Source organism: Kitasatospora cheerisanensis KCTC 2395 (genome assembly GCF_000696185.1).
Lineage (GTDB): Bacteria > Actinomycetota > Actinomycetes > Streptomycetales > Streptomycetaceae > Kitasatospora > Kitasatospora cheerisanensis.
Genome location: NZ_KK853997.1, coordinates 5,066,886 through 5,090,835, shown reverse-complemented (window position 1 = coordinate 5,090,835; position 23,950 = coordinate 5,066,886). Strand labels below are relative to the sequence as shown.

General features: G+C 71.0%; 29 protein-coding genes. 13 read left to right on the top strand and 16 right to left on the bottom strand.

Features of this window, described 5'->3' with window-relative positions; genetic code table 11:
• Positions 1 to 28 precede the first annotated feature (28 nt).
• The 12 genes from KCH_RS23190 to KCH_RS47295 all read right to left on the bottom strand — a co-directional run bounded on the left by KCH_RS23190 (position 29) and on the right by KCH_RS47295 (position 6,984).
• A complete protein-coding gene (locus tag KCH_RS23190; RefSeq protein WP_035865912.1) occupies positions 29 to 1,081 on the bottom strand; it encodes an HNH endonuclease in 1,053 nt (350 codons plus the stop codon).
• 29 nt (positions 1,082 to 1,110) lie between these two features.
• Entirely contained in the window at positions 1,111 to 1,431 is a 321-nt protein-coding gene (locus KCH_RS47660) for a zinc finger domain-containing protein (RefSeq protein WP_482793296.1), read from the bottom strand.
• Positions 1,432 to 1,833: 402 nt separating this feature from the next.
• Positions 1,834 to 2,781 carry a hypothetical protein gene (locus KCH_RS37710; RefSeq protein ID WP_051653368.1) on the bottom strand — a complete coding sequence of 316 codons (948 nt, stop codon included), beginning with the start codon at positions 2,779 to 2,781 and terminating at the stop codon, positions 1,834 to 1,836.
• 98 nt (positions 2,782 to 2,879) lie between these two features.
• Positions 2,880 to 3,170: a hypothetical protein gene (locus KCH_RS23175; RefSeq protein WP_035865906.1), complete on the bottom strand. Its 291-nt coding sequence runs from the start codon at positions 3,168 to 3,170 to the stop codon at positions 2,880 to 2,882.
• Positions 3,171 to 3,173: 3 nt separating this feature from the next.
• Positions 3,174 to 3,830 (bottom strand): flagellar biosynthesis protein FlhF, encoded by a 657-nt coding sequence (locus KCH_RS23170; RefSeq protein WP_157032166.1) that lies wholly within the window; start codon positions 3,828 to 3,830, stop codon positions 3,174 to 3,176.
• 804 nt (positions 3,831 to 4,634) lie between these two features.
• Positions 4,635 to 4,784 carry a hypothetical protein gene (locus tag KCH_RS41605; RefSeq protein WP_157032165.1) on the bottom strand — a complete coding sequence of 50 codons (150 nt, stop codon included), beginning with the start codon at positions 4,782 to 4,784 and terminating at the stop codon, positions 4,635 to 4,637.
• Positions 4,781 to 5,134, bottom strand: coding sequence for a hypothetical protein (locus tag KCH_RS23165; RefSeq protein WP_035865901.1), 354 nt, complete (start codon positions 5,132 to 5,134; stop codon positions 4,781 to 4,783). The genes KCH_RS41605 and KCH_RS23165 overlap by 4 nt, the downstream gene beginning before the upstream one ends.
• Positions 5,131 to 5,724 carry a hypothetical protein gene (locus KCH_RS23160; protein ID WP_035865898.1) on the bottom strand — a complete coding sequence of 198 codons (594 nt, stop codon included), beginning with the start codon at positions 5,722 to 5,724 and terminating at the stop codon, positions 5,131 to 5,133. The genes KCH_RS23165 and KCH_RS23160 overlap by 4 nt, the downstream gene beginning before the upstream one ends.
• Positions 5,721 to 6,020, bottom strand: coding sequence for a hypothetical protein (locus KCH_RS23155; RefSeq protein ID WP_035865896.1), 300 nt, complete (start codon positions 6,018 to 6,020; stop codon positions 5,721 to 5,723). Before KCH_RS23155 ends, KCH_RS23160 begins: the two co-directional genes overlap by 4 nt.
• Positions 6,020 to 6,373 (bottom strand): hypothetical protein, encoded by a 354-nt coding sequence (locus KCH_RS23150; protein ID WP_035865893.1) that lies wholly within the window; start codon positions 6,371 to 6,373, stop codon positions 6,020 to 6,022. Before KCH_RS23150 ends, KCH_RS23155 begins: the two co-directional genes overlap by 1 nt.
• Before the next feature lie 117 nt (positions 6,374 to 6,490).
• Entirely contained in the window at positions 6,491 to 6,781 is a 291-nt protein-coding gene (locus KCH_RS23145) for a MerR family transcriptional regulator (protein ID WP_035865891.1), read from the bottom strand.
• Complete coding sequence (locus KCH_RS47295; RefSeq protein WP_167574105.1) at positions 6,778 to 6,984, bottom strand: helix-turn-helix domain-containing protein; 207 nt, start codon at positions 6,982 to 6,984, stop codon at positions 6,778 to 6,780. The genes KCH_RS23145 and KCH_RS47295 overlap by 4 nt, the downstream gene beginning before the upstream one ends.
• 203 nt (positions 6,985 to 7,187) lie before the next feature.
• On the opposite strand from KCH_RS47295, the gene KCH_RS23140 reads away from it, so the two are divergent.
• The 8 genes from KCH_RS23140 (at position 7,188) to KCH_RS23105 (ending at position 13,150) form a co-directional block, all read left to right on the top strand.
• Positions 7,188 to 7,706 (top strand): helix-turn-helix domain-containing protein, encoded by a 519-nt coding sequence (locus KCH_RS23140; protein ID WP_051653367.1) that lies wholly within the window; start codon positions 7,188 to 7,190, stop codon positions 7,704 to 7,706.
• A gap of 126 nt (positions 7,707 to 7,832) precedes the next feature.
• Positions 7,833 to 8,003: a hypothetical protein gene (locus tag KCH_RS23135; RefSeq protein ID WP_157032164.1), complete on the top strand. Its 171-nt coding sequence runs from the start codon at positions 7,833 to 7,835 to the stop codon at positions 8,001 to 8,003.
• 72 nt (positions 8,004 to 8,075) lie between these two features.
• Positions 8,076 to 9,335 (top strand): tyrosine-type recombinase/integrase, encoded by a 1,260-nt coding sequence (locus KCH_RS23130; protein WP_035865883.1) that lies wholly within the window; start codon positions 8,076 to 8,078, stop codon positions 9,333 to 9,335.
• A 292-nt stretch (positions 9,336 to 9,627) separates the two neighbouring features.
• Entirely contained in the window at positions 9,628 to 9,975 is a 348-nt protein-coding gene (locus KCH_RS23125) for a GntR family transcriptional regulator (RefSeq protein WP_035865880.1), read from the top strand.
• On the top strand, positions 9,972 to 10,955 hold the full coding sequence (locus KCH_RS23120; RefSeq protein ID WP_051653366.1) for a DUF1648 domain-containing protein: 984 nt from the start codon (positions 9,972 to 9,974) through the stop codon (positions 10,953 to 10,955). The genes KCH_RS23125 and KCH_RS23120 overlap by 4 nt, the downstream gene beginning before the upstream one ends.
• A gap of 117 nt (positions 10,956 to 11,072) precedes the next feature.
• Positions 11,073 to 11,552, top strand: coding sequence for a GNAT family N-acetyltransferase (locus KCH_RS23115; protein ID WP_035865878.1), 480 nt, complete (start codon positions 11,073 to 11,075; stop codon positions 11,550 to 11,552).
• A 172-nt stretch (positions 11,553 to 11,724) separates the two neighbouring features.
• On the top strand, positions 11,725 to 12,138 hold the full coding sequence (locus KCH_RS23110) for an ATP-binding protein (RefSeq protein WP_035865865.1): 414 nt from the start codon (positions 11,725 to 11,727) through the stop codon (positions 12,136 to 12,138).
• Positions 12,139 to 12,175: 37 nt separating this feature from the next.
• Complete coding sequence (locus KCH_RS23105) at positions 12,176 to 13,150, top strand: RNA polymerase sigma factor SigF (protein ID WP_084224251.1); 975 nt, start codon at positions 12,176 to 12,178, stop codon at positions 13,148 to 13,150.
• Positions 13,151 to 13,226: 76 nt separating this feature from the next.
• Here the strand turns inward: KCH_RS23105 and KCH_RS23100 are convergent, their stop codons facing one another.
• On the bottom strand, positions 13,227 to 13,646 hold the full coding sequence (locus tag KCH_RS23100; protein WP_035865863.1) for a hypothetical protein: 420 nt from the start codon (positions 13,644 to 13,646) through the stop codon (positions 13,227 to 13,229).
• 51 nt (positions 13,647 to 13,697) lie between these two features.
• Between KCH_RS23100 and KCH_RS23095 the strand changes: the two genes are divergently transcribed.
• Positions 13,698 to 14,669 carry a diacylglycerol/lipid kinase family protein gene (locus tag KCH_RS23095; RefSeq protein ID WP_035865860.1) on the top strand — a complete coding sequence of 324 codons (972 nt, stop codon included), beginning with the start codon at positions 13,698 to 13,700 and terminating at the stop codon, positions 14,667 to 14,669.
• A gap of 343 nt (positions 14,670 to 15,012) precedes the next feature.
• Complete coding sequence (locus KCH_RS23090) at positions 15,013 to 15,264, top strand: WhiB family transcriptional regulator (protein WP_014138019.1); 252 nt, start codon at positions 15,013 to 15,015, stop codon at positions 15,262 to 15,264.
• 319 nt (positions 15,265 to 15,583) lie between these two features.
• On the opposite strand, the gene KCH_RS23085 is transcribed toward KCH_RS23090, so the two are convergent.
• The 3 genes from KCH_RS23085 to KCH_RS23075 form a co-directional block, all read right to left on the bottom strand.
• A complete protein-coding gene (locus KCH_RS23085; RefSeq protein ID WP_035865857.1) occupies positions 15,584 to 17,104 on the bottom strand; it encodes a sensor histidine kinase in 1,521 nt (506 codons plus the stop codon).
• A gap of 395 nt (positions 17,105 to 17,499) precedes the next feature.
• Entirely contained in the window at positions 17,500 to 18,558 is a 1,059-nt protein-coding gene (locus KCH_RS23080) for an SIS domain-containing protein (protein ID WP_035865854.1), read from the bottom strand.
• A gap of 186 nt (positions 18,559 to 18,744) precedes the next feature.
• On the bottom strand, positions 18,745 to 20,052 hold the full coding sequence (locus KCH_RS23075) for a type 2 periplasmic-binding domain-containing protein (protein ID WP_035865845.1): 1,308 nt from the start codon (positions 20,050 to 20,052) through the stop codon (positions 18,745 to 18,747).
• A 552-nt stretch (positions 20,053 to 20,604) separates the two neighbouring features.
• Here KCH_RS23075 and KCH_RS23070 point away from each other — a divergent pair.
• The 3 genes from KCH_RS23070 to KCH_RS23060 all read left to right on the top strand — a co-directional run bounded on the left by KCH_RS23070 (position 20,605) and on the right by KCH_RS23060 (position 23,944).
• Positions 20,605 to 21,897 carry an extracellular solute-binding protein gene (locus KCH_RS23070; protein WP_244305408.1) on the top strand — a complete coding sequence of 431 codons (1,293 nt, stop codon included), beginning with the start codon at positions 20,605 to 20,607 and terminating at the stop codon, positions 21,895 to 21,897.
• A 149-nt stretch (positions 21,898 to 22,046) separates the two neighbouring features.
• Entirely contained in the window at positions 22,047 to 23,036 is a 990-nt protein-coding gene (locus tag KCH_RS23065) for a carbohydrate ABC transporter permease (protein WP_035865840.1), read from the top strand.
• Positions 23,033 to 23,944 carry a carbohydrate ABC transporter permease gene (locus KCH_RS23060; RefSeq protein ID WP_035865837.1) on the top strand — a complete coding sequence of 304 codons (912 nt, stop codon included), beginning with the start codon at positions 23,033 to 23,035 and terminating at the stop codon, positions 23,942 to 23,944. The genes KCH_RS23065 and KCH_RS23060 overlap by 4 nt, the downstream gene beginning before the upstream one ends.
• Positions 23,945 to 23,950: the final 6 nt, after the last annotated feature.

Sequence of the window (23,950 nt, the reverse complement as noted above, 5' to 3'; positions counted from 1 at the left end):
GTCGGGTCTGGTGTGGCCGGGCGGGCCGTCAGCGGGCGCTGCGGGCCGTGCTGGTGCCGAGCGGCGGGAGCACGGTGGAGGGCCAGGCGCCGATGGTGGCGGCGTGCCAGCCGTCGTGTCCGGGCTGTCGTTCGCAGCGGGTGTCGTCGGCGACGGGGTGAGGAGCGCCGCACTCGGCGGGGGGCTTGTTCGCGCTGAGTTCGCTGAGCAGCACCCTGGCGACTTCGCGGTTGGTCTCGGTCGCGGCCTGGGCGACGGCGAGCTGCTGCTCCAGTTCGGCGACGCGGGCCGCCCAGATCCGCTCCTCGTTTCGCCCGGCCTCCGCCCATCCGTCGCACGCGGCCTCCAGCGCGGTGCGCTTGGCCTCCAGTTCGGCGACGCGGGCGAGGGCCTGGTCGCGCTGCTCGCATGCCTTGGCCAGAGTGGGTCGGATCTCGGGGGCGACGTCGCGAGCGATCAGCCGGGGGGTGCGCTCGTCTTCCCAGTCCCAGCCGGGGCCCCACAGGGCGTTGGCGATGGCGTCTTCGACGTCGATGTCGGTCTCGATGTCGTCGCGGTGCAGGGCGCGGACGGCGGCGTCACGGCAGCGGGTCATCTCGTCGAGGCTGCCGGCCAGCTCCCGGACGCGGCCGAGCAGCTGCTCGACGTCGACGCGGGCGTCCGCGGCCTGCTCGGGGGTGTCGTAGGTGCCGAGGTGCTGGTTGCGGTAGCCGCGCTTCAACTTGGCCGCGAACCTTTTGCTGCGGGTCCGGTAGACCCCCAGGGGCAGGTCACGCTGCGGCAGCTCGCGGTTGAGGCTGGACTCGGCGGGGCTGACGAGCCGCAAATTGGCCCGCCGGCAGTCGAGTCGCTTCCGGTTGATGTGGTCAACGAGCACGTCCGGCCGGTCGCCGACGGCGATGCCCATGACCCAGCGGTGGAGGAGGGTCCGGGTGCCGCCGGCGTAGATCTGCGCGTAGCCGTGGCTGCCGATGGAGATCCGGCGGCCGGCCAGGCGGACGGCATCGGCCTGGTCGACGAGGACTGTGGCGGTGGCGCCGTGGCCGGCGCTGGCGATGAGCTGGACGGTGTCACCGGCCATGGTGGCTCCTTGCTGGTGGTGCGGGCGGGTCACGCGGCGGGAGCAAGGTCCTGGCTGATCCAGGCCTCCATCCGCGAGGGGTGGCTGCCCTCGGCGAGGGGCTGGCCGGTGGTGCGGGACCGGCAGGGGAGGCCTGGCTTCGCGGAGCAGTAGTCGACGGGGCAGGGGATCTGCCACTCCGGCGGCCGGCTGCGGAGGCCGGGCGGGACGGGGGCGCCCATCACGCGGCCTGGACTGCGGCTCGGCGCGCCCTGTGGGGCCGCGCGGCTTCTTGCTCGGGGTCTTGCACCGGTGGCCGATGGCGGCCGGCAGGTGTCGCAGCGGACTCCGAGTGCCCCGGGCCGGCGCACCGCTTCCAGTTCCCGGGGACCAGCTGGCCGACGCCGGCCAGGAGGGCCAGGACGGGGCGCTGCTTGAGGGCCCGCCCTCTGCGCCGCGGATCCGCTGAGCGCGGAGGGCGGCTAGGTAGGCGGGGATGTCGTCGGGGTCGGCGTCGGGTACCTCGGCGGGCTGGCCGGGCCCCTGAAGGTCGCGGGCGGCGTCGGCGCGCACCGCGGCGACGCGCCGCTTGATGTCGGCGGGCATGATCCAGTCGCGGGTGTCGCCGTAGTGGGCGACGACCGCCGCTTCGGCCTGCTGGTGGTCGATGTCGGCGAGGACGAGCTGCCAGGCGCGGACGTCGGCCTCGCCGACGGTGCGGCGGTCGTAGGAGGCGCACAGGGCGAGCAGGAGTGCGGTTTCGGAGCGGTTCATCAGGCGTTCTCCTCTCGGGCGAATCGGGCGGCGAGGTTGAGGGCGTCCTGGACGCGTTGGTCGGTGGTGGAGGGGCGAGGCAGGTGGCCGACGGCGGCGGGAAGGTAGGTGACGCCGTTGTCAGCGGCCGGGGCCTCGAGGCTGCGCCAGCCGTCGACCCAGGCGCTGGCAGAGGCGGGGACGCCCTTGAGTCGGGCGTTGGCGATGGCGAACTGGACCATGGCGGGGATCCCGACCCGTTCGACGGCCTGGCGTGCGTGCTCCCACTGGGACTCGCGCAGGGACCAGCCGATGCCGGCGATTCCTGCGTTGGCGATCGCGGCCTTGAGATCGGCGAGCCGGTCGGGGTACGCCGCAGGCCGCTCGGCCCGCTCGGCAGCAGCACCGGTACTTCCGAAGGAAGTACCGGGGTATGGAGCGGCAGCGGCATGGGCATGCGCAACACCCTCAGCGGGCGTGCGGTGTGACGGGCCGTTCTGACCTGCACCGGAGTCCGGAAAATGCGGTTCGTTTCGAGCTCGATTCGTCTCGTTTTCGTCGGCGAATCGAGGGCGATTCGAAGCGTTTTCGTCGGCGAATCGGTTCGCGTTTCGCGCCGCACGGCTCTTCGCGGACCGCTCGGTGGCAGCCTTCCGGTTCGCCTCGTCCTGGGCCTTGGTGGTGTTGCGGCCGCCCTCGAAGAAGTCATGGATGACGTAGTCGCCCGTCGGCGGCTGCGGGCAGCGGGGGCAGTCATGCCCGGTGCCGTGCCAGAGGCCGACCTTGACGAGCTTGGCGGCCTGGGGGGCGGTGCCGTACAGCTGAGCAACCGCACCCGGCACGATGCCCTCGGTGAGGTGCTGGGCGGAGTAGGAGCCGGAGCGCACGAACAGCCCGATCGCGGCGTTGCCGGCGCGCAGCCACTTGGGGTGGCTGTGAGCCTTGTCGTCGATCTTGAACCACGGCATGCGCGGGGCCTCTCAGGCAGTTCAGGGTGGCGAGTGGTGGCCCGGGGCGGGAGCGGTGTCATCCCCGCCCCGGGCGGTCTGGCGGGCCGTCAGCGGCCCTAGGCGGCGGCGCCGGTCAGCTCGGCGTGCAGGGCCCGGCAGTCGTCGCAGGCGCACGCGGCGCGCGAGTACCCGGCCCCCTCGCCGATCCACTGCCCGGGCTCGGTGATCGTCTCGATCCGACGGCCGGCCAGGTCGAAGGTCGGCACGAGGATCGACGTCGAGGACTTCCTGCAGCCCTTTCCGCAGCGGACGCCGCCGACGGCCTCGCAGTGCTCCCGGCTGGCGGAGTCGGCGCGGTGGTGGACGTCGAGGTGGCCGCAGGCGCAGCGGTGTCCGATGTAGGCCATGGGTCAGTCCTCCTGGTCGCGGGTGGTGAGGTCGAGGGTCAGCGGGATGAGCAGCCAGCCGCGGCCGTCGGGGCGGACGAGCTCGAGGGCCGGGTACGGCCAGTTGGTGCGGGCGATCCGCAGGGCGAGCAGGTCACGCAGCACGGGTGCTCCCTCGGCGGCGGCCGGTAGGCGTCGACGACGGCGCGCGGGATCATGCCGGCGGTGCCGACGTGTGTGGCCGTGCGGGGGCCCAGGCCCGGATCGCGGCGGCCTCGGCGCGGTCCGGCGTCCGGCCGGCGGGCGCTCCCTTCGCGGTGCGCAGGGCGTTCTGGGCGTCGGCCAGGGCCTGCTTGGCGTCGCGGACCCGTTCCTCGGCGGCTGTGACGACGGCCTCCGGCGGCGGGCCTGCTGGAGGTCGGCGAGCGCGGTGCGGGCCTGGTCGGCGAGGCGCTGCATCTTCGGTGACTGGTGCTGCATGCCCCAGGCGATGAGGCCCTGCGGAGTGTTCCGGGCCGGGGCGGCCGGACTGCCGTCCTGCGGCTCGGCGAAGAAGTGGTGGCCAGCGGCGCGGACCGCGTCGGCGATCTCGTCCTGGTCCAGGCCGGTGGCGTCGATGATGGCGGCGACGGTCTCGCCGGCCTTGTACATGGAGACGGCGACGGCCTGCTGGGTGTTCACGGGCCTGACCTCCTCAGGGTGGTGGGGGTGGGGTCGGATGCGGGGCGCGGGCGGCCGGTCGACGCCGGGAAGTTCGGCGTCGACCAGGGCGCGGAGGGCGGCGACGGTCACGCGGCGGCCCCGGCTCGACGGGGTGTGGCCTGCGGCCGGTGGCGGCCTGCGCGAGGCGGTAGGCGGCGGCGGTGGAACGGCGCCTACCGGACGCGATCGCGCGGGCGTCGACCAGGGCGCTCGCCGACTGCGGGGTGGGCAGGGCCTGCGGGTGTACCCGGGACCGGGCGGGGCCTCCGGCACGCCGGCGACGGCGGCCGGGGTGTGCGCGGTGCAGCGCCAGCCGCACGGGTAGAGCCGGGCCGGGGCGCCGCACGGAACGGCGCCCGAGCCGCAGAGGCCTACCATCACGCGGCCACCGTCCGGCCGATCGCTCGCACGTCGGCCAGCGCCTGCGCGTACGTCGCGCACCAGGCCGGCAGTACCGGCGCTCCGCGCCGTCGACCACCGCGACGATCCAGCCGTGCGGCACGGCGCCCGCGCTGCCGCAGTCCGGCTCGGTGCACGCGGCCGGCACCGGCGAGATCCGGATCGGCGAGGTCGGCTCGCCGACCATGCCGCGGTTCCACGCCTGCGCGCGCCGGTCGCCGCGCGGCTGGCGGTACTTGGCGGCGTCCTCGCGGTTCGCGGCCCGGCACGGCTCGCACACCGGGATCTCCCGGTACCGGTGCTGCCGGTACCCGCGCATCGTGCCGTGGCTGATGCCGTCGTCGACACCGCGGACGCTCGCGCGCTCCGGCTGGGTGGAGGTGATCATCGGCGCTCCTCGTTGTGCTGGCGGGTCGGGGTGTTGCTGCGGATCTCGGCGTGCAGACGGTGGGCGGCCAGGCGGCGCTGGAGGCCCGGCCGGGCGAGCAGGCCGGCCATGACGGCCAGCGCGGCGGCGGCGATGATGGCGATCACCGGCCACCGTCCCGGGCGCGCCGAATCGCCTCGTCCAGGAACAGTTCGGCGTGCCGCCGCCGGTCGAACGTGGCCGACCGCTGCGTGCCGTCGGTGTCGCGCCACCGCAGCCGCCACCGGCCGGTCGGGAGCTGCGACACCGACCCGGACACCGCGCGCGGCTGGTACCGCCGTCGCATGCGGTCGAGCTCGGTGCCCAGCTGGTCGACCTCGTCCTCCGAGTCGTCCAGCGCCTCGTCCAGCTCGTCGATCTCGTCCAACAGCCGCACGATCGTCAGCGACTCCGCCGCGGCGGACCCGGAGTGCTGGGCGCGGAGCTCGGCGAGCTCCTCGTTGCTGAGGGCATTCATTCGCCGTCCTCCGGGTCGTGGCAGTCCTGGACCTGGACGGGGACGACGAAGTAGCCGGTGCCGAACGCCTGCGCCGCGCCGGGCAGGGTGACGGCGAGTTCGCGGGGCTCCTCCGGGTCGTCCTCGGTGCTCCACCAGGCCAGGACGCCGGGGTTGTCGCCCTGGGCGCAGCGGAGGTTGTCCTCGCACGCCGCGAAGGCGAGAGCCTCCGTGCTGAACAGGCCGAGGTTGATCCCGTCGGTCGGCGCGCCATCGCGGTAGTACGCCCGCCACACGGTGAGCGGGTCGATCGCGCGGCTGCGGAGCTCCGCGTTGGCGGTGAGGAGCGCGGAGTTGCGCGCCCAGGCGGTCTCGGAGGATCGGTACGCGTCCCGCAACTCGGCGATGCGGTCCGCCAGTTCACCGGCCAGCCAGTCGACCTCGTCCAGCAGCTGCTGGCGGGCGCGGTCGTGACGGCGCCCGGCGGCGGCAAGGGCCTGCTCGATCGCGGTGATGAGCGGACCCTGCTCGGCCACGGTGGTGCTCATCGTCGGCAGAGCCCGGGCGGCCTCGACCTGCGCGGGGGACATCGGCTCGGGCGAGGTGCTCACTCGGCCACCTGCTTGTAGCCGTGGGACCGGATCTGCAGCCCGGACAACTGCGCGGTGTGAACGAGCGCGACGCAGCTGTAGGTCTTGCCCTCGCTGGCGGTCTCGCTCTCCACGGTCGCCACACCGAGGACCTCGGCCAGGGCCCGGACGGCCTCGTGGCTGCCCTCGGCAAGCCACGGCGGGTCGGCCTCGAGGGTGCCGTCCGGGTCGATCTGCCAGACGAGCGGCAGCGCGGCCAGCTCGGGGTGACCGGCGAGCAGGACGTGGACGGCGGCGATGCCGGGCAAGGAGTTCATCACGCGGCCACCGCCTGCTGGCGCGGCGCGGCGGCGGCCGGGATCGACGCCGACAGGTCGATCGCGACGTCCGCGATCACCGTGGTCATCGTCCACACGCGGCGGGGGCCGGCGGGGGTCTCGTCGGTGGTGACCTCGACCCGGGCGACGCCGAGGACGAGCCGGAGCCAGGCGTCGAGGGCGCGGAGGGCGGAGTCGTCGGCGGACCGGAGGCGGCCAGTCACTCGGGTACCGGCGATGCACCAGGTCGGGGTGAGGTGCTGCGGCACGCCGGCGACGGCGGCACGCCGGACCAGGTCGGTGAGGACGCTCAGCGCCCCCGCCTGCAGTTGGAGTTCGGTAGGCTGCGACATGCGGCCTGCCTCCTTCTCTTCGGAGTGGTGTTGATCGGCGGGTCGCTGGGCTCTCGCAACGGCACCGGGCGCAACCGGTGGTCTCCGGGCGGGGGCCCGACCCATGTCTGGGGTCTGTCAGGCGGCGCGCTGGCGGCGACCGCGGGTGGCCGGGTCGACTTCCCCGGCCCGGGAGATCTGGAGGATGTGCTCCGCCCGGAACTTCGTCTGGTTGGCGAGGAAGGTGTGGGGCACCGCCCGGTCGGCGACCTTCCCGGCGAGCCAGCGCTTCGAGACGCCGAGCAGGTCAGCGGCCTGCTGGATGGAGTAGTGCCGCAGCTCGTTCTCGGTCGCCTCGGGTGCGGCGGGTGCGGCGGTGTCGATGACCCGCGCGGTCTTGCGGCGCACGGCCTCGGACGTGGCGGTCATGGCGTTTCCTCTCTGTTGATGGCTGCTACGGGCACGTCCAGAGCAGCTGCGATTCGACGGAGACCTTGGTCACTGACGCCGGCCACGCCTCGCTCGAGACGCGACAGGTGCCCGTTGTGCATGGATGCCAGCTCCGCCAGTCGCCGGATGCTCAGTTCCCGTGCCTCTCGGAAGGCTCGGATTGCCGTGCCGTTCGGTGTCACGCAATGAAACGTAGCGCAGAGCTGTGCATCCAGCAAGGCCGAGTGCACAGAATCCGTGCATCATCCGCAGCGGCCTGGCGCGCCCGACATGCGCCATTCGACAGATTTCATGCAGCGCATATGCCAGAAACCTGGCCTTAAGCGCAGGTCAAGAGGCTCAAACCGTGCTATCGCGCTGCACAGGAATGGGGCATGATGGCGACATGGAACGAGACTGGGGGCGACTGGGGAGCCTGCTGCGGGCCGACCGAACCGCCCAAGGCCTCACGCAGGACGAAGTCGGCAGCGCCATCGGCGTGCACCGCAACACCGTCCGCGCGATCGAGGACGGCACCGGCCGCAGGATCACGCCGTCGATCCGGGCATACGCGCGCGAGGTCGGATGGTCCGACGGATCGGTCGAGGCGGTCCTCGACGGCGGGGAGCCGGCGCGGCCCGCATCCCGGCTGGAGATGGAGGCCGCGTCCCGGCTGGCCGAACTGCTGATTGCGCGACTGCCTCAGCGGGTGCTCCAGGAGCTCTCCGACGGACACATCGTGGACTCGGACGTGGTGGATCTCCGGCCGGACGGATCGGCGGCGGTGCTGAGCCTGGTCCTGGAGCGGGGCGCCGATCTGCCGGCACCCGAACAGGTCCGGGAAGACCTGCGTCGATGGAGTCATGTGCAGCGCGACTTGCGCCGAGCTGCATCCGAACGGCAGCCGGAAGCATCCGGACAGTAGTTCTATTTACTTCACAGAAGCGGACCGCTCGGTTACAGTTCCTTTACCGGCGAGGAGGGTGGCACCACTCGGCCAGGTAAGGGGGAGCCGCGCATGCCGCGGATCCGCGTGAAGCGAGTCCCGACCATGCCGCATCGGGGGAAGAGCTACCTCGAGGGCGTGGTCACCGACGACGGACCCGAGGTCGTCGTCTGGGTACTGGAGTCGCTGGTGTCGGAGGACGACGTCCAGCGCCTCGAGCGCGAGCTGCAGCACGCCGCCGATCAGTTGGCGGAGGAGCTCGATCAGGCGGCCTGAGGTGCCGCACGACCATCATGTGGGCAGCCGGGCGGCCGATCATGGCCGCCCGCCTTCGCTTTCGAGGTGCCAATGGCGTACGCGGAGAAGCGCGGCAAGTACTGGCGGGTCAAGTTCAAGCTGCCGAACGGGAAGTACGGCAGCGCCAGCGAGGACGACTTCGGCAACAGGTTCACCACCGAGCGCGAGGCCGAGCAGTACGGCCAGGCCCTCGAAGCGGATGCCCGCCGTGGCCGGCGCGTCGTCAACCCGCGGTCCGGGAAACTGACGTTCAGGGCGTTCGCCACGGACTGGCTCGATGCCTCCGACCTCGCCGACCTGAGCGACCAGACCTACCGGTCGCGGGTCCGGGCGCAGCTGATCCCGGAGTGGGGGGACTATGAACTGCGCGACATCACCCTGATGAGCTACCGGGCCTGGAAGAAGCGGCTGGCGCGGGCGCACGAGACCAACTACGTGAACAGCCTCACGGCGCTCCTCCGGCTGATCCTGGAGGACGCGGTCGACGACAAGCTGATCGACAGCAACCCGGTGCCGTTCGGCAGGAAGGCGAAGCGCGGGCGGTACGTCCCTCCGGCGAACCTGGGTGAGGACGAGTACGTCCACGCCGACCCGCACCAGATTCTCTGCGCATCCGAGAACGCCCGGTGTGTTCGAGACTCCATCGGCTACACCATGATCATGACCATCGCGTACGCCCAGCTGCGCATGGGCGAGGTGGCCGGCCTCCTGAAGGACCGGGTCTGGCTGTCGGACGATCCGTACGGCAGCGCGATCCGCGTGGACTACCAGGGCCACTACCTCACTGGCAAGGGGTGGACGCTGCACCCGCCGAAGTACGGCAGCTACCGCACGCTCCCCCTGCCGCCCTTCCTGGCGGAGCTGCTGCGCTCGTGCATGGACCTGTACCCGGACTCGCCCTACATGTTCCCCTCGATCACCGGACGACCCCTGCGGGTGGACGACCAGTTCTACGGCGAGTTCTGGAATCCGATCATCGCGGGGCGGCCTGCCGAGCCCCGGCGCAAGGGCACCCGCGGGCGCCCGGCCCTGTGCCCCGTGCCCGGCATCGAGGGCATGGTGCCGCACGGTGGCCGGCACTCCGGGAAGGTCTGGATGGACGAAGACGGCCACCCGCGAGTGGCCGTGGAGGAGCGGATGGGCCACCGGGACCGGAGCGTGGAGGGGACCTACTCGCACGTCACCCCCGAGATGCGTCGGCGAATCGCGGTCAGCCTTCAGGCTCGGTACGAACGCTCGCTCGGCGTCGCTCAGACTCTCTGGGCGACGCCCGGCCAACCTGATCTCCCAAATATCGCCCAACCGGCCTGATATGCCTGATTTGATGGCGTTTCAGAATTGCGCCCAAGGCGTAGGGTTGATGCCGCCCGGACCTGGGCAGATTGACCGTCACGCAGGCCAGAGTGTCGCATTGCGCTTCTGGATCAGCCGCAGATCGACAGCATCTTCTGGGAGACCAAGAAGGCCTGACGCTCCGTCAGTCGCTTCGACCGGAACCCGGTCGCCATCGCCCCGTCCGCGGGGTGCGGCGGCCGGGTTCCGCGTTTTCCGGGCCCGCGCACCGCGGCCGCAAGACATGAATGGTGCTATCGTCATTAGCACCATGCTGCTTCGTCTGGACAAACGGGACGGCCGCCCCCTGCACGAGCAGGTCGCGGCCGCCGTCCGCCGAGCGATCGCCGAGGGCGAGTGCCGGCCCGGGGACCGCCTGCCCTCCGCCCGCGACCTCGCGCAGGCCCTCGACCTCAACGTCAACACCGTCCTGCGGGGGCTGCGCAGCCTCCGCGACGACGGCGTGCTGGAGTTCCGCCGGGGCCGCGGCGTCACCGTCGCGGAGGACGCCGACGACCGCTCCGGACTGCTGGAACACGCCCGGGCGCTGGTCGCCGAGGCCGCCCGCCTCGGCTACAGCAGGACCGATCTCATCGACCTGATCAGGGGGATACCGTGAGCGAGCCCGCACGGCCGCAGCACACCACCCGCCGGCTGGGCGCCGCCTGGGCGGCGGGCCTGACCGCACTGATCGCCGCCCTGCCGTGGACGGCGGCGGGGCGGCTCCCGGACCGGCTGGCCACCCACTGGAGCGGCGGCGGCACGCCGAACGGCTCGATGCCGCTGTGGGCCGCCTCGGTCGTCCCCGCCGTGCTGTGGGCCGCCCTCGCCGCCGCGGTGCTGCTGTCCGCGCGCCGGGGCGGCGTCCTCGCCGCCGGCCGGGCGGCGCCCGCGCTGCTGTCCGGGGGCGTGCTGCTCACCGGCGCGCAGGCGTCGGTGGTGCGCGCGAACGTCGACCGCGAGGACTGGCAGCAGGCGCACCAGCCGGTGGGCTGGATCCTCGGCGTGGTCGCGGCGGCGCTGCTGGCCGGCGCGGTCGGCGTGCTGCTCGGGCGCCGCCACCGGCCCGCGGCGGCGCCCGCCGGGCCGGCCGGTCCGGTGCTGGACCTGCCCGAGGGCGAGCGGCTGGTGTGGTTCTCCCGCGCCGCCAACCCGTGGCTGCTCGCGCTGGCCGCCGGGTTCGGCCTGGCGGCGGTGGCGGCCGCGCTGGCGCTGCTCGGCGGCCTGGCCCCGGCGGGCCCGGGCTGGACGCTGCTGGCCGTGTTCACGGTGGTCGCGGTGGCCGGGGCGGGCTGCTCCTCCGTGCGGGCCCGGGTCTCGGAGCGGGGCCTGGAGGTGGCGTTCGGCCCGTTCGGGCGGCCGGTGCGCCGCTGGGCGGCGGACGAGATCGAGTCCGCCCGGGCCGAGCACCGCACCGCCGCCCAGGTCGGCGGCTGGGGCTACCGGCTCAGCGGCCTCGGCACCACGGTGATGCTGCGCGGCGGCGAGTGCCTGGTGGTCCGGATCCGCGGCCGGGCGGCCGAGTTCGCGGTCAGCGTGGACGACGCCGAGCGCGGCGCCGCGCTGCTGAACGCGCTGAACTCACGCCGGGCGCACTGACGTTCGACCGAACGCGCCGGGCTCGGGCGGCGCCGCCCGGGCCCGGGATTGTTCCGGTGATTTCCCGGGCACAATGCCCTTTCCGGATGGAGGGGGGACATGAGTAGGCTCGATCGTATGATCCGCACCGCGACCCCCGCCGACGTCCCCGTCATCCACACCATGATCCGCGAGCTCGCCGACTACGAGAAGGCGCTGCACGAGGCCCGGGCCACCGAGGAGCAGCTGCACGACGCGCTGTTCGGCGAGCACCCGGCCCTGTTCGGCCTGATCGCCGAGGACGAGTCGGGCGTGCCGGCCGGTTTCGCGCTGTGGTTCCGCAACTTCTCGACCTGGCGCGGCACCCACGGCATCTACCTGGAAGACCTGTACGTCTCCCCCGCCAAGCGCGGCGGCGGCCACGGCAAGGCGCTGCTCACCGAGCTGGCCCGGATCTGCGTGGAGCGCGGCTACCACCGGCTGGAGTGGTCGGTGCTGGACTGGAACGAGCCCTCGATCGGCTTCTACAAGTCGCTGGGCGCGGTCCCGATGGACGAGTGGACGGTCTTCCGGCTCACCGACGGCGCGCTCGCCGAGCTGGGTTCCACGCCCCGCTGAGCGCAAGGCAGTTCGATCCCTGATCCCTCGTTCCCGTGACGGTGGACGGAGATCACGACAGACCGGCCCCGGGCGCGGTAACGTCTCGGGGCACAAGGCAGTTGAACCGATGGCAGTGGTGGTGCCGGGGGCCGTCGGGCCCCAAGCACCGAGCGTCACCCAGGAGGTGAGGGTGTCCCAGATCGACGGCGAGCCCGGAGTGAAGGACTTCGTTGAGGTCCGGCTGCCCGCGGCGGGCGCCTACCTCTCGGTGCTGCGGACGGCCACGGCCGGCCTCGCGGCACGGCTGGACTTCACCCTGGACGAGATCGAGGATCTCCGTATCGCGGTGGACGAGGCGTGCGCGATCCTGCTTCAACAGGCCGTTCCCGGCTCGATCCTGAGCTGCGAGTTCCGCCTGGTCGGCGACGCGCTGCGGGTCACCGTGTCCGCGCCGACCACCGACGGACGCGCCCCGGAGCGGGACACCTTCGCGTGGACGGTGCTCTCCGCGCTGGCCGGCGAGGTGGACTCCGCGGTGGCCCCGGACAACACCGTCTCGATCAGCCTGCACAAGAAGCGCGGCGGGTCGCCGGGCCAGCCGTAGGTAGTGACGTGTTCTCGGAACGGAACGGGTGATCGCCGTGAGTGATCTGGACCGCACAGTTGCCGTCGTACCTCCGCAGGCGAGCGTTTCCCGCACCGCCACCCCTGACGAAGCCCTCCCGAAGGACCCCAGCCGGATGAGCCAGCCGACCGACCCGAAGCCCGAGCGGCCCGCGGCCGAGCCCGAGGAGGGCGGCCCGGCGGCCGCCGCCGAGGTCGTCCGCTCGACCGTGCCGGCGCAGGGGCACCGCAGCGGCGCTCCGGACCGCGAGGCGGCCCGGGCGCTGTTCGTGCGGCTGTCCGAGCTGCCGGAGGGGTCGCCGGAGCGGGTGGAGATCCGCAACCAGCTGGTCCGGATGCACATCCCGCTGGTCGAGCACCTGGCCCGCCGCTTCCGCAACCGCGGCGAGCCGCTGGACGACCTGACCCAGGTCGCCACCATCGGCCTGATCAAGTCGGTGGACCGCTTCGACCACGAGCGGGGCGTGGAGTTCTCCACCTACGCGACGCCCACCATCGTCGGCGAGATCAAGCGGCACTTCCGCGACAAGGGCTGGGCGGTGCGGGTGCCGCGCCGGCTGCAGGAGCTGCGGCTGTCGCTGACCACGGCGACCAGCGAGCTGTCCCAGCGGCACGGCCGCTCCCCCACGGTGCACGAGCTGGCCGAGCACCTGGGCATCTCCGAGGAGGACGTGCTGGAGGGCCTGGAGTCCGCCAACGCGTACTCCACGCTGTCGCTGGACGTGCCGGACAGCGACGACGAGTCGCCGGCCGTGGCGGACACCCTGGGCGCCACCGACGAGGCGCTGGAGGGCGTCGAGTACCGCGAGTCCTTGAAGCCGCTGCTGGCCCAACTCCCGCCACGGGAGCAGAAGATCCTGGTGCTGCGGTTCTTCCGGAACATGACGCAGTCGCAGATCGCGGCCGAGGTCGGCATCTCCCAGATGCACGTCTCCCGGCTGCTGGCCCGCACCCTCGCGCAGCTGCGCGAGAAGCTGCTGGTCGAGGAGTAGACCACCCGTTGGACACCCGCGGACGCCGCAGGGCCCGCCCCCGATCCCGGGGGCGGGCCCTGCGGCGTTCCGGCGGCTACTGCTCGCCGTAGAGCACCGCGGTGACCCGCGGGTTGAGCAGCGCGACGATGCCGACCAGGCCGAGCACGCCGATCGCGGCGCCGACGGCGACCATCGCGCCGCCGGACTGCCACATGTAGTAGGCGACGGGCAGGCAGATGGAGTTGGTGAGCACGGCGGGGCTGCGGCCCCACTTCTGCCCGCGCAGCAGGCCGCGGCCGGCCAGCAGCGGCAGCAGGCCCATCAGCAGCAGCACGGCGCCGCCCATCTCGGTGCGGCCGAAGGCGGCGTCGTCGCCGGCGAAGCCGGAGACCAGGTCGTAGATCCCCCAGCCCGCCATCGCCGCGCCCTCCAGCGCGGTGATGCCCGCGCCGACGAGCAGCGGGACGGGCCGGTCGGGTGCGGAAGTGGTGGCGGGAGCGGATTCAACGGTCACCGGGCCAGGGTAACGGTCGTCTTATGTCGGGCGGGTCGTAGGCTGAGCGGCATGCGCGCTCTCCTGGTCGTGAACCCGAAGGCGACCACCACCAGTGGCCGGACCCGGGACGTGCTGATCCATGCCCTGCGCAGCGACCTGAAGCTGGACGTCGCGGAGACCGAGTACCGGGGCCACGCCGGCGACCTGGCCCGGCAGGCGGCCGAGGACGGCACGGTGGACCTGGTGGTGGCGCTGGGCGGCGACGGCACGGTGAACGAGGTCGTGAACGGCCTGCTGGCGCACGGCCCGGGCGAGCGGGTGCCGCGGCTGGCGGTGGTGCCGGGCGGGTCGACCAACGTGTTCGCGCGTGCGCTGGGGCTCCCGAACGATCCGGTGGAGGCCACCGGCGCACTCCTGGACGCGTTGGAGCACCGCCGGGAGCGCGCGATCGGTCTGGGCAAGGCGCTGACCGCCGGCGAGCCGGACCGCTGGTTCACCTTCACCGCCGGACTGGGGTTCGACGCGGGCGTGGTCGGCCGGGTGGAGCGCCAGCGCCGCGCGGGGCGCAAATCCACGCACGCGCTCTATGTCGTGGAGGCGCTCCGGCACTACGTCACCGAGCGTGAACGCCGTCGTTCGGGCCCGATCTCCCTGGAGATCAACGGGCAGGAACCGGTGCCGGGGATGGTGATGGCCATAGTGTCCAACACCTCACCGTGGACCTTTCTGGGCTCCCGCCCGGTCCTCCCCTCGCCCTCGGCGTCGTTCGAAACCGATCTGGACATCTTCGGCATCACTCGAATGACGGCGTTCCGCACCGCCCGGACGGTCCGTCAGATCCTGCGCCCCAAGCCCCCCGCGGAGGACGGCGCACGTCCCGCCGGCCCGTCCGGCAAGCATCTCGTCTCCTATCACGACGTCAGACACTTCACCTTGGTTTCACAGGAACCGGCACCGTTTCAGGTCGACGGGGACCACCTTGGAGACAGGAGTCGCGTCAGTTTCACAGGCGTACGACGGGCACTGCGTGTGATTGTGTGACCAGAAGGGGGTCCTCGCCTTGCTCTCGAACGTGCGAGCCCCTTCACCCCATAGAAGTACTGCCTGTGAGGTAGGCGACACCGAAGAATCAAAAATTTCTTGCCGAAGGGGGTTGTATCCGGCTTCGAGGTTTGCGAACCTCTACATGGCGATCGGGACACACCGCAGCGGGACATCGCGGCAGAGTCCCTCGAATCGCCGAACCCCACTCAGCAAAGACCTCCCGGGCCCGGTGGGCCTTTGGTCCCTTTTGCTGTTGCGGGATTCGTGAAAGCGTTCACATTCACAAGCCATTCGAGTGAGTCGCGGGCCACCGCCCGTCGACCGGAGGAGTTGGACGACCATGGACTGGCGCCACCGCGCTGTCTGCCGCGAAGAGGACCCGGAGCTGTTCTTCCCGATCGGGAACACCGGTCCTGCTCTGCTGCAGATCGAGGAAGCCAAGGCCGTGTGCCGCCGTTGCCCCGTCATGGAGCAGTGCCTGCAGTGGGCGCTCGAGACCGGCCAGGACGCCGGCGTCTGGGGCGGAATGAGCGAGGACGAGCGTCGCGCCATGAAGCGCCGCGCCGCCCGCAACCGCGCCCGCACCGCCTGACGCACCATCAGAAGCAGTACGGATCAACCCGCGATCAAGGGTTCGGCCGCGATTGGCCGGCCGAGCCTTCCCGAACGGGCCCCGCTCCATCCGCGGGGCCGACGACGCGAGCCGCCCAGGCACTTGATACTGTTCACTTAGAGCAATATTGTGGACCTGTGGCGCTCACCGTGTGCAACGCACGCGGGGCGCGCGTCGCGCCACACCAGAGCCCCCGTTCCGGCCGACTCCCCCCGACGGCCGGACCGGGTTGAGAGGCCCTGCCGACCCACCCCCCCCGGTCGGCAGGGCCTCGTTTCTGTCGGCCCGTCAATTCCCGCTAGCGGACCGGGATCTCCAGCACCACCTTGGTGCCGCCGCCCGGCGCCGCCACCATGTCGAAGGTGCCGCCGAGTTCGCCGGTGGCCAGGGTGCGGACGATCTGCAGGCCGAGGTTCCCGGCCTGCTGCGGGTCGAAGCCCTCGGGCATGCCGCGGCCGTCGTCCTGCACGGTGATCATCAGGTACTCCTCGGGCCGCACCCCGTTGTTCCAGCTGTCCGACCAGCCCTTGCCGCCGGCCGGCGCGCGGCCGCGCAGCGCGCTCACCTCCAGGTTGCCGGAGGCGGACGGGCCGAACGCGTGCTCCAGGGCGTTCTGCGTCAGCTCGGTGAGGATCATCGCCAGCGGGGTCGCCACCTCCGCGGACAGGATGCCGAACGAGCCGCTGCGGCGGGTCGCCACCCGGCCGTCCTGGGACAGCTCCATCACCATCGCCAGCACCCGGTCGGCGATCTCGTCGAACGCCACCTGCTCGTCCAGCGCCTGCGAGAGCGTCTCGTGCACGATGGCGATCGAGCCGACCCGGCGCACCGCCTCGTCGAGCGCGGCCCGGCCGGCGTCGGAGTCCATCCGGCGGGACTGCAGCCGCAGCAGTGCCGCGACCGTCTGCAGGTTGTTCTTCACCCGGTGGTGGATCTCCCGGATGGTGGCGTCCTTGGTCATCAATTCGCGGTCCCGACGCCGGAGTTCGGTGACGTCCCGGCAGAGCACCAGGGAGCCGGTGGGCGTCCCCTTGGGCTTCAGCGGGATGGTCCGCAGCGTCACCACGCCGCCCTGCGCCTCCACCTCGGTCTGCCGGGGCGCCCAGCCGCTGGCCATCTTCACCATCGCCTCGTGCACCGCGCCGCGGCTCGGCGGCACCAGTTCGGCGGTGGCCTGGCCGAGGTGACTGCCCACCAGGTCGGTGGTCAGTCCCAGCCGGTGGTAGGCCGACAGCGCGTTCGGGCTGGCGTACGTCACCACGCCCTCCGCGTCCAGCCGGATCAGGCCGTCGCCGACCCGCGGCGCGGCGTCCATGTCGGCCTGCTCGGCGCCCGGGAACGGGAAGGTGCCGGCGGCGATCATCTGCGCCAGGTCGGACGCGCTCTGCAGGTAGGTCAGCTCCAGCCGGCTGGGGGTGCGCACCGTCAGCAGGTTGGTGTTCCGGGCGATCACGCCGAGCACCTTGCCGTCCCGTCGCACCGGGATGGACTCCACCCGCACCGGCACCTCCTCCCGCCACTCCGGGTCGCCCTCCCGGACGATCCGCCCCTCGTCGTACGCGGCGTCCAGCAGCGGCCGGCGGCCCCGCGGCACCAGGTGGCCGACCATGTCGTCCTGGTACGAGGTGGGGCCGGTGTTGGGCCGCATCTGGGCCACCGAGACGTACCGGATGCCGTCCCAGGTGGGGATCCACAGCACCAGGTCGGCGAAGGACAGGTCGGAGAGCAGCTGCCACTCCGAGACCAGCAGATGCAGCCACTCCACGTCGGCACCGGTGAGGGTGGTGTGGCGGCGGACGAGTTCGTTCAGCGAGGGCACACCGTGAGCGTATCGCCGACCGCTCGGGGCCACGTTGTCCAGACCAATCGCCACCGGCCTCTGGACAACCCAGATTGGTCTAGTCCACAATGAAGGTGCACCAAGGAGAGGCCCCCCGCGCAACTGCCCTGACCGCGCGAGGCCCCTCCTCGGTCGGAGGCGTCGTCCCGAGAGTCCCGCACAACTCTCGGGCGGTCCCCGCCTCCGGCATACAGCTCCGGGCTGCGGTGCCGCACAGGTTGAGGGTCCTGTGTCGGCGCCGTGGCCCGTAGTGTTTTCCGCGCCCCGCGCCCCGCGCCCGTCCGCCCGCGCGAGCCCCCGCGCGCGCTGCCGGTGCGAGACACGAAGAGGCCGCCCCCACCCGTCCGGTGGAGGCGGCCTTCGCGTTGCGGGGGTCAGTGCGTCTCGGTGACCTTGGCGAGCGCCCGCGGCGCGTCCGGGTCCTGCCCGCGGGCGATGGTGACCTCGTAGGCGAGGAGCTGCAGCGGCAGGATCTCCAGGATCGGCTGCACCTCCTCGGGCACGCCGGCCGGCAGGGCGAAGCCCGCGCTCGCGGCGTCGACCTGGTCCTGCTGGCCGACCACGACGAGGTCCGCGCCGCGGCCGCGCAGGCGGTCCAGGACGGGCTGGAGCGCCTCGCCGCCCTTGCCGTCGGGGACGATCGCGATGACCGGCGAGACGTTGTCGACCATGGCCAGCGGCCCGTGCAGCAGGTCCGCGCCGGAGAACGGGGAGGCCGGGATGTAGGTGGTCTCCATGAGCTTCAGCGCGGCCTCGCGGGCCGTCGGGTAGCCGTAGCCGCGCGAGGTGATGACCAGGCGCTGGGCGAAGCGGTACCGCTCGGCCAGCGCCTTGACCTCGGCCTGGCGGGCCAGGATCCCGGCGGCCAGCTCGGGCAGCACCTTCGCGGCCGAGCCGTCGTTGCCGCGCAGGCCTTCGACGAAGAGGTACAGCGCCAGCAGCTCGGCGGTGTACGTCTTGGTGGCGGGCAGCGCCTTCTCCGGCCCGGCCAGCACGTCGATGTGGAACTCGGAGACCTCGGCCAGCGGCGAGCCGGCGTTGTTGGTGACGGCCAGGGTGATCGCGCCGGCCTCGCGGGCCGCCTTGGTGGAGGCGACCAGGTCCGGCGAGCCGCCGGACTGGCTGACGGTGATGACCAGGCAGTCGGTGAGGTCCGGCTTGGCGCCGTACGCGGTGGTGGTGGACATGGAGGTGAGGCCGGCCGGCTTGCCGAGCAGGACCTCGATCAGGTACTTGGCGTACAGCGCGGCGTTGTCGGAGGTGCCGCGGGCGGTGAGCAGGACGAACCGCGGGTTGCGGGCGGCGATCTGCGCGGCGATCTCACGGATCGCCGGCGCACCCTCGTCGAGGATGCGCTGCAGGACGGCCGGCTGCTCGGCCATCTCCGCCGACATGATCCTGCCGGGAACGGAAACAGTCTGCGGGTCGGACATCGGGGTGTGCCTCCGTGGAGAGATGGTTCTACCCCGTGGGGCGGGACGCCCGACGGGGACCTCTGAACGGCGGCGAGTCCGCACCCTCGCTGCGTGGAACTGTTCTGTGCCGATCCTACGTGGACCGGGCCCCGCAGCACACGTCGTGACGGTGCGTCGGGCCCGGTCCGCGGAATCGGCCGAGGATCAGGACGGGTTGTTGATCAGCTGGTCGATCTGGGCGTCGGCGTCCTTGGTGGCCTCGTCGACGCTCTTGCCCTTGAAGATCGAGTCCAGCATGTTGACCAGGACGTTCTGCTTCTCGACGGCGCCCCAGCCGGGGGCGGCGGGGGTGAACCAGGCGTCCTGGACGGCGTTGGCGGCCGCGGCGGTGGCGGGCTTGTTCTTCAGCGGCGCCAGCTGGGTGAGGTTGTTGGGCAGGGTGTCCTTGTCGGCGAGCACCTGCTCGGACTTGGTGCTGGTGAACATCCGCACCCAGTCGGTGGCGAGCGCGGCGTTCTGCGTCTTCGCGGTGACGGCGAGGTCGGAGCCGCCGATGAAGGAGGGCAGCGGCTTGCCGTTCGGGCCGGGCATCGTGACGATCTTCAGCGAGTCCTTGAGCGCCGGGGTGCCGGTGATCGGGGCGATCGCGTCGCCCAGCTCCCAGCCGTTGGCGTAGATCAGGCCGGCCTTCTCGTGGCCGAGCACGCCGGCCTGCTTGGCCTCGTTGACCTTGAGGTCGCCGCTCTTGTTGTACGTCTTGACCAGGTTGACGAAGTGCTGGAGGCCCTGCTGCGACTTGGGGTCGTGCAGGGTGCCGTGCCAGTTGCCGCTGGAGTCGAACTTGGCGATCGAGCCGCCGTACGCGGTGACGTAGGACATCGCGGCGTACCAGTAGGGGCCGGGCAGGTAGAGCGCGGAGAATCCGGGGTTGCCCTTGTAGCGCTGGGCCACCTTGTCGAGGGCGGCGGTGAGTTCGTCCTCGGTCTGCGGAAGGTCCGCGGAACCGGTGGCGTCCTGGAACATCTTCGCGTTGTAGACGCCGACCCGGGCGCCCGCGTAATAGGGGACGCAGAAAAGCTTCTGGTTGTACGTGCAGGTGTCGGCGAGACCCTTGATCCAGTTGTCGGAGTTGTCGAATCCGGTGCGGTCCAGGCCCAGCAGGGAGCCGTTCACCATGTACTTCATGGTCTCGGTGTTGCCGAGCTCGACCACGTCGGGCGCCTGGTTGGCCTTGATGGCGGCGTCCAGCTCGGCGATCTTGTTCGCCCAGGTGTGGTAGCTGAGCTTGAGCTCGACCTTGGGGTACTTGGCGGCGAACTGGTCGTTGACCTGCTGGACCAGCTCGGGCCAGCTCTTCTGCGCGTCGTCCATGAGCCACACCGTCACGGTCCCGGTGGCGTTCTTCGGGTCGGGGGTGGTCGACGGCGCGGCCGACTTCCCGTCGGACGAGCAGCCGGCGACGGTGGCCAGCAGAGCGGCGGTGCTGATCGCGGCCAGAACCTGACGCTTCACGCAATCCTCCGAATTAGGTGCGGGGAGGTCTGCGCGGTGGTACAGACCAGCTTTTCCGGATCCTGGCCTAGACCATTTGCAGCGTCAACGCGCGTGATGATTACAAGTCCCGCTTGTTGCCGATCCGTTGCCGGTTCCGCCCCGGTCACGTCAATACCGGCACGGGTATGCCCCTTAGGGCTCACTTAAGGTTCCCTTCAGGCCACGTTGAGCTACCACCGCGGGTGGTCGATTCGTCCCGCCATATCCGGATCCGCCCCCGACTTGGTCCAGTCCAACACGGCCGAGTCAAGCGTTGATAACGGCTTGTGCAGACGCTCTTCGATCCCTTGACGCTCGTCATTGGTCCATGCCAATCTCCAGGCGTTGGTCTAAACCAATGGTCTACTCCACCTCACGGATCGGCCCGCCTGCCCCGGCAGTTCGTGTCCGTGTCACCCGGTGACGTTCCCCCTACGGCACGACGCAGCTTCAGGGCCCAGTGGCCCGGCAGCCCGGTGCCCTACCTTGCTCATCCCTCTGGAGGATGGTTTGAACCGCAAGATCGCAGCCGTGGCCGCCATTGCCACCGTGCTCGTCGCCTCGGCTTGCTCCTCGTCTTCGTCCGGCTCCGGCGGCGACCAGGCCACCCTGAGCAAGGACGGCAAGGGCAAGAAGATCACCGTCTGGCTGATGGACGACGCCCAGAAGGGCTGGCCCGAGGTCGTCGAGGCGGCGAAGAAGGAGTTCACCGAGCAGACCGGCGCCGAGGTCGACATCCAGTGGCAGACCTGGACCAACTACACCACCAAGCTCGACACCGCCCTGCTCTCCGGCAACGGCCCGGACGCGCTGGAGCTCGGTAACACCCAGGCCGCCAAGTACATCGAGGCCGGCTCCTTCGTCGACCTGACCTCGGTCAAGAGCCAGTTCGACAACTCGGACAAGTGGCTGGACTCGCTGGCCGCCTCCGGCCAGTCGGCCGACGGCTCCAAGACCTACGCCGTCCCGTACTACGCCGGCGCCCGCGTCCTGATCTACCGCAAGGACCTGTTCGACGCCGCCGGCGTCACCGCCGCGCCGACCACCGTCGACGAGCTGAAGGCCGCCCTGACCAAGGTCAAGGCCGCCAACGCCGCCGTCCCGGGCTTCTCCGCGCTGTACATGCCGGGCCAGAACTGGTACTCCGCCGTCTCCTTCGGCGCGGGCCCGTTCGGTGTCAAGGGTGTCATCGCCAAGAAGGACGGCGAGAAGTGGACCGGCAACCTGACCGACCCGAAGTTCGTCGAGGGCGTCAAGACCTGGAACGACCTGCAGAAGGAGTTCTCGGTCGGTGGCACCACCACTGACGAGGCCACCCAGGACGCGCTGATGGCCAAGGGCAACATCGCCGCCATCATCGGCAACGGCTGGGAGGTCTCCGCCGTCGCCGACCCGAAGACCGGCGACCCGGCGCTGAAGGACAAGCTCGCCACCATCGCCCTCCCGGGCACCGCGGCCGGCTCCACCACCCCGGCGTTCCTCGGCGGCTCCGACCTGGCCGTCCCGTCCAAGTCCGCCAACCCGGGCCTGGGCGCGACCTTCCTGCAGATCTACACCAACACCAAGCAGCAGACCGCGCTGGCCAAGCACGCCATCCCGAACGCCAAGAACCTGGTCGCCACCTACAAGCAGGCCGACCCGGCGAACAAGGCGACCGGTGACGCGGCCGAGGGCGCGACCTGGTTCATCCCGAACTCGCCGCTGTGGTCCGGCGCCGACGAGACCGCGCTGAAGAACGCCTTCGGTGCGATCGCCGCCGGTGGCGACGCGGCCGCCGAGCTCAAGAAGGCCCAGGACACCATCGTCAAGGACCTGAACGGCTGACCCAGCTGATCCGCGGTCGGCCCGGGAGCCCGTTCCCGGGCGGACCACCGCACTGAGCGCCGAGAGAAGGGGTGGGCAGTCCGCGATCGCGCGGACTGCCCACCCGCGCGCCAGGACCGACCAGAACCGCGGGCCCGGGAAGGACCCTGATGAGTGTGACCACCAACGAGACCGTGAACCGGTCCGAAGAGTCGGGGCCTGCCCCGGTGGAGAAGCCGCAGCGCCGCGGGTTCTTCGCGGCCGGCCAGTACATCCCCTACAGCCTCCTGCTGCCCGCCGTCGTCGTACTGGTGGGCGTTCTGGCGTATCCGCTGTTCAGCCTGATCAATCTGTCGTTCAAGAACGTCAACCGGTACGCGTACCTGGCGAACCCGGGGCTGTCGAAGTACATCGGCTTCGACGGCTACACCAAGATCCTCGGTGACAGCCAGTTCTGGGAGGTCGTGCTCCGCTCGATCTACTTCACCGCGGAGCTGGTCATCCTCTCGATGGTGCTGGGCATGCTGATCGCCCTGCTCCTGAACCGGGTCTCGAACTGGGTCCGGGTCACGATCATCACCGTCCTGATGTTCGTCTGGGCGATCCCCGCGCTGGTCAACGGCCAGGTGTTCCGCTGGCTGTTCACCTCCAACGGCGGCGTGGTCGACTACCTCGCCTACCTGGTCACCGGCGACGAGTCGTGGAAGCACTACGACTGGTTCGCCGACCCGACCGTCGGTCTGTACGTGGTCGGCGCCGCGGTCATCATCTGGGGCGCGCTGCCCTTCCTGGTGCTGGGCCTGTACGCCGCGCTCACCCAGGTCCCGAAGGAGCTGACCGAGGCCGCCAAGCTGGACGGCGCCAACGCGTTCCAGACCTTCCGGCACGTCACCATCCCGGTCATCCGGCCGTTCCTGATGATCTCCGCCGCGCTCAGCTTCATCTGGGACTTCCAGGTCTTCACGCAGATCTTCACCCTGCGCAACACCTCGCCCGAGCCGGACTACTGGACGATCGGCGTCTACCTGTACGAGAAGGGCGTGGTCGCCTCCAAGTACAGCGACAGCGCGGTGATCTCGATCGCCATGATCCTTCTGATGCTGGCGGTGCTCGTGTACTACATCCGCCAGATGCTCAAGATCGGAGCCAACGAGCGATGACCACCAGCACCCAGCAGGCCGCGCCGGTCGTGACTCCGAGCGCTCCGAAGAAGGTCAAGAAGGCCCGGGAGACCGGCCGCAGCCCGGTGATGACCTGGTTCTGGAACATCGTCGGCCTCGGCATCGCCGTGGTCATGGCGTTCCCGATCTACTGGATGATCATCACCACGTTCAAGACGAACAAGGACCTGATCTCCCAGGACCCGACCTTCTGGCCCTCGTCCTTCTCGTTCGAGAGCTACAAGACGATCTTCGACGACTCGCTGTTCCTGCCGTCGCTGTGGAACACCCTCTACCTGACCCTGGGCTCCGTGGTCCTCGGCCTGGTGGTCGGCTTCCTCGCCGCCGTCGCGGTGGCCCGGTTCAAGTTCCGCGGCCGCAACTTCTTCATCGTCACCATGCTGGTGGTCCAGATGGTGCCGCTGCTGGCGATCATCATCCCGCTGTTCGTGGTGATGAACGGCGCCGGCATGACCGGCACGATCTTCGGCGTGGTCCTCGCGTACCTGGTCTTCACCGTCCCGTACGTGATCTGGACGCTGCGCTCGTTCATCGTGAACATCCCGGCGGAGCTGGACGAGGCCGCCATGGTCGACGGCTGCACCCAGTGGGGCGCGTTCTTCCGCGTCATCCTGCCGCTCACCCTGCCCGGCCTGATCACCACCGGCGTCTACAGCTGGATCCAGGCGTGGAACGAGTTCATCGTCGCCAACACGCTGATGTCCACCAGCGGCCAGAAGACCTCGATGATCTGGCTGACGTTCTACTCCACCACCCCCACCCGGGGTGCGGACTACGGCGCGCAGATGGCCGGCGGTCTGCTGGTCTCGCTGCCCGTGATCATCCTGTTCGTGTTCTTCCAGAAGAAGGTGTCGGCGGGTCTCACCGCCGGTGCGGTCAAGGGCTGAGTCCCC